This window comes from Polaromonas sp. (assembly GCF_039930745.1).
Classification (GTDB): Bacteria; Pseudomonadota; Gammaproteobacteria; order Burkholderiales; family Burkholderiaceae_C; genus Polaromonas.
Genome location: NZ_JBDTTH010000170.1, coordinates 1 through 4,003, shown reverse-complemented (window position 1 = coordinate 4,003; position 4,003 = coordinate 1). Strand labels below are relative to the sequence as shown.

The window sequence follows — 4,003 nt, the reverse complement described above, 5'->3', positions numbered from 1 at the left end:
CTGCTGCGTCCTCTGCTGCGTCCTCTGCTGCGTCCTCTGCTGCGTCCTCTGCTGCGTCCTCTGCTGCATCCTCTGCTGCATCCTCTGCTGCGTCTGCTGCTGCGTCTGCTGCTGAACCCGTTGCACTGCCTGCGCTAGCCGCATCACCCGTACCCGAAGCCGCAGCGGGGGCGTGGGTTGAAGTGGTGCAGCGTGAGGCAGGAAAAGAAGTGCACATCCGTTTCGGTGAAGGCGCAGGCGCACGCAGCTGGCGCGTGCGTGGCCTGGAGAAAAACCTCTCCCCCGACGTGCTCAAGGTCAACGTACGCATAGCCATCGCCAGCGCAGACGGTGGCGCGTTTCATGTCGACACGCTCGACCTGTACAACGCCAAGCAGCGCGGCCACTTTGCTGGACAGGCCGCAGCCGAGACCGGCGTGGACGAGCGCCACCTCAAAGCCGATCTGGGCCGCGTGCTGATGGCGCTGGAGAGCGTGCAGGACGAAGCCATTGCCGAAGTGCTGCAGCCCACACCCACCGAGAAGATGAGCGAAGCCGAGCAATCGGACGCCATGGCCTTGCTCAAGACGCCCGATCTGCCGGCGCGCATCCTGGCCGACTTTGAAGCGGCCGGTGTGGTGGGCGAAGCGACCAACAAGCTGGTGGGCTACCTGGCTGCAGTCAGTCGCAAACTCGACCGCCCCTTAGCTGTCGTCATTCAATCGAGCAGCGCTGCAGGCAAGAGCAGCTTGATGGACGCCATCTTGAGTTTCGTTCCCGAAGAAGAGCGCGTGCAGTACAGCGCCATGACCGGGCAGAGTTTGTTCTACATGGGCCAGACCAATTTGAAGCACAAGATATTGGCGATAGCCGAAGAAGAAGGCGCGCACCGCGCCAGCTACGCCTTGAAGCTCTTGCAGTCCGAGGGTGAACTCACCATTGCATCGACTGGCACCGATCCCGCCACCGGCAACCTCATCACGCAAGAATACAAAGTCGAAGGGCCGATGAGCCTGTTTATGACCACCACCGCGATTGACATTGACGAAGAGTTGATGAACCGGTGTTTGGTGCTATCGGTCGATGAAGCCAGAGAGCAAACAAGAGCCATCCACAAACTGCAGCGCGAGCGCCGCACCTTAGCCGGCCTGACCAAGAAGCATGAAAAAACCGCCATCCTCACCGTGCACCGCAACGCCCAACGCCTGCTGCGCCCGCTGGCGGTGGTCAACCCGTGGGCCGATCAACTCACCTTCTTGGACGACCGCACAAGAACCCGGCGCGATCATGAGAAGTACCTGACCTTGATAGACACCATTGCGCTGTTGCACCAGCACCAGCGGCAAATCAAGAGCGCCAGCGTGGCCGACAAAACTATTGAATACATCGAAGCCAGCCTGGCTGATATCGAGCTGGCCAACCGCATTGCGCATGAAGTGCTGGGCACAAGTCTCGATGAGCTGCCACCGCAGACCCGGCGCGTGCTGGCCAGCGTGCACATATTGGTGCAAGACAAGGAAAAAGCGCAGGGCTTGCCTCAGCGCGATATTCGCTTTAGCCGCTCGGAGGTGCGCAGCGCAGCGGCGCTCTCGGACACACAGGCGCGCATTCACCTGGAGCGTCTGGCCGCGCTCGAATACGTGCTGGTGCATAGAGGCCAGCGGGGGCAGAGCTATGAGTACGAGCTGCTGCACGATGGCGCTGCCAGGGCTGGCGCGCACCTGTCAGGCCTGATCGACACAGCACAACTTGCATCTACGAATTCAAGTTCGCGGGGGCAAGTGGGGCAGTTTGCGGCCCCATCGCGCCCTCAAAACGGTGCCAACGCGGGGGATGTGCGGACCACTGAAACCACTGGCAGCTCGCATGAAATAAGGCGCGCAGCTGAAATGCAGGATGAAGCGCCCGATACACGCGCCACCCCCACGCTGCAAGCACGCGCGTCCTACCCGCAGGTCAGCCTTCAATCCTTAGCCGCCTGAGTTCGCGTCCATGCGTAAAGGCCAGCTCCTCAAAACCCGCAAACGCGCCGCCGTCAAACCGCAAGGCCCGGCCCACACACAAGACGACCCGCTAGCGCACAAGCTGCTGCTGCGCTATATGGAAGAACACTTCGAGTGGATGACCGTCACTGGCTACAGCCTAGACACTGTGCGTGCGCGCCGTCAGGCCATCCGCAAATTCATCAGCTGGATTGACGAGCGCGGCATCGATGATGTACGCCAAATCACCCGGCCGATGATCGAGCGCTACCAGCGCCATTTGTTCTACTACCGCAAAGCCAACGGCCAGCCCTTGAGTATCGGCATGCAACTGCAATACCTGGCCGCCATCAAACTCTGGTTCAAGTGGTTGACTAAAGCCCACCACATCCTGGCCAACCCAGCGGCTGACCTGGAACTACCGCGCCAACCCAAACGCCTGCCCGGGCGCATCTTGAATGCGGCCGAGGTCGAGGCCGTCTTAGCCGAAGCCGACCCCAGCACCACCCAAGGCCTGCGCGACCGCGCCTTGCTGGAGTTGCTGTATGCCACCGGCCTGCGCCGCAGTGAAGCTGCCAGCCTGGGCGTGTACGACCCCGACCTGCTGCGTGGTGTGCTGTGGGTCAGGCACGGTAAGGGCGGCAAACAACGCGTCGTGCCTTTGGGCACACGCGCCATTGCTTGGCTGGAAAAGTACCTCACCGAGGCGAGAGGCGAACTGCTGGCCGCAGACACACAAGCCCTGTTCGTCTCCGACTACGGCCAGCCCATGCGTGCCGATCAGATCGCCGACAAAGTGAGGCGCTACATGCAGTTCGCTGGCATTCACAAAGGCGGTGCCACGCATCTGCTGCGCCATGCCTGCGCGACCCACATGTTAGAGGGCGGCGCAGACATTCGATTCATTCAAGCGATGCTGGGCCACACCAGTTTGGAGACGACAGAGATTTACACGCACGTGAGTATCGACAAATTGATTGAGGTGCATCGGGCCACGCATCCGAGTCGATTGGAGCGCAAGGGACACGATCAGGCGGCAAGTGTTCAAGCGGTGGCTGACGATGCGGCCACGATGCTGTTGGAAGCGTTGACGGTGGCTGACGACGATGATGGCGGCGATGAGGTGTGAGGATGCGCGCCGTTGGTAATTCAACCTTAGCCGCTTCTGCCGGCGTCCCGAGAAGTCAAAGCTAGGCGCTGCGCGCAAAGCTGGGAAGACAAGCAAGACCTGGCATCGAGCCAGGCCGTGCTTGGCAGGTGCTGCGGGGTTAGTTGCGTTGCAACTAAACATAACGGGCTATCGTCAGCAAGTGGCGCAGTCGCTACGCTAAAGCTTCGCTTGGTGCGCCACCGCTTCGCGCCCTGCGGGTTGCGCACGACCCCCGTTATGTCTTGCGCCCACTTCGCACCTGCGGCGTGCGGCCTGTTGCTCACTGCGTGTAGCCACAAGCCGCACGCCTGACAGCCATGGTCAGTGCGGTCACGGCTTTGCCGTCACCGCAAGCGTTCTGGCCAGGCGCTTCGCGCAGTCTCACGTGTTGGCCCCCGCCCACCCTGTGGGCCTGGCGCTGGCGCGCACAGGCCGCGCCGGTGTGGCCCGTCCACCCCCCGAGGGGGTTCCCTCCACCCCGGCGCTTTGCGTCTTTGTTTAGCTCTGTGTTTGCTGGTGGCATTGCTCGCGCAGCCAAGACCGAACAGCCATGCACGGCGCTGCGCGCCGTGCATCGAGCAGCTAAAGAAGAAATGCTATTGCTATGCATTTAGTAGCTGCTTGCGCACGTTCTACCTGGGCTACAGGCAGATTTGATGCATGAACACCAAGGAAAGGCCCTTGCGGGTGCCCTGGCGCGCACTTGTTCATGCGCGTTTAGTTGGAGCGTTTAGTTAGGCCTGTGCTCGCATGCGCGTAAGGCAGAATGTGCCTCTAGGAAAAATTCTCACCAACCCATGCAAGTGACTCGACGAAAACGCTGCCAAACCCGCACCAGGCCTAGGAAAAAAGCCTGCGCTTACGGTGCGCGCGTGTCGGAGGCAACAATCTT

Annotated in this window: 2 protein-coding genes; both read left to right on the top strand. The window is 61.3% G+C overall.

Features of this window, described 5'->3' with window-relative positions; translation table 11 throughout:
* Positions 1–209: 209 nt before the first annotated feature.
* Positions 210–1,961, top strand: a complete 1,752-nt coding sequence (locus tag ABI660_RS23155) for a hypothetical protein (RefSeq protein WP_348072568.1) — start codon at positions 210–212, stop codon at positions 1,959–1,961.
* 10 nt (positions 1,962–1,971) lie between these two features.
* The gene (gene xerC, locus ABI660_RS23150; protein WP_348072566.1) at positions 1,972–3,090 is read left to right on the top strand and encodes a site-specific tyrosine recombinase XerC; all 1,119 of its coding nucleotides are present in this window, start codon (positions 1,972–1,974) and stop codon (positions 3,088–3,090) included.
* Positions 3,091–4,003: the final 913 nt, after the last annotated feature.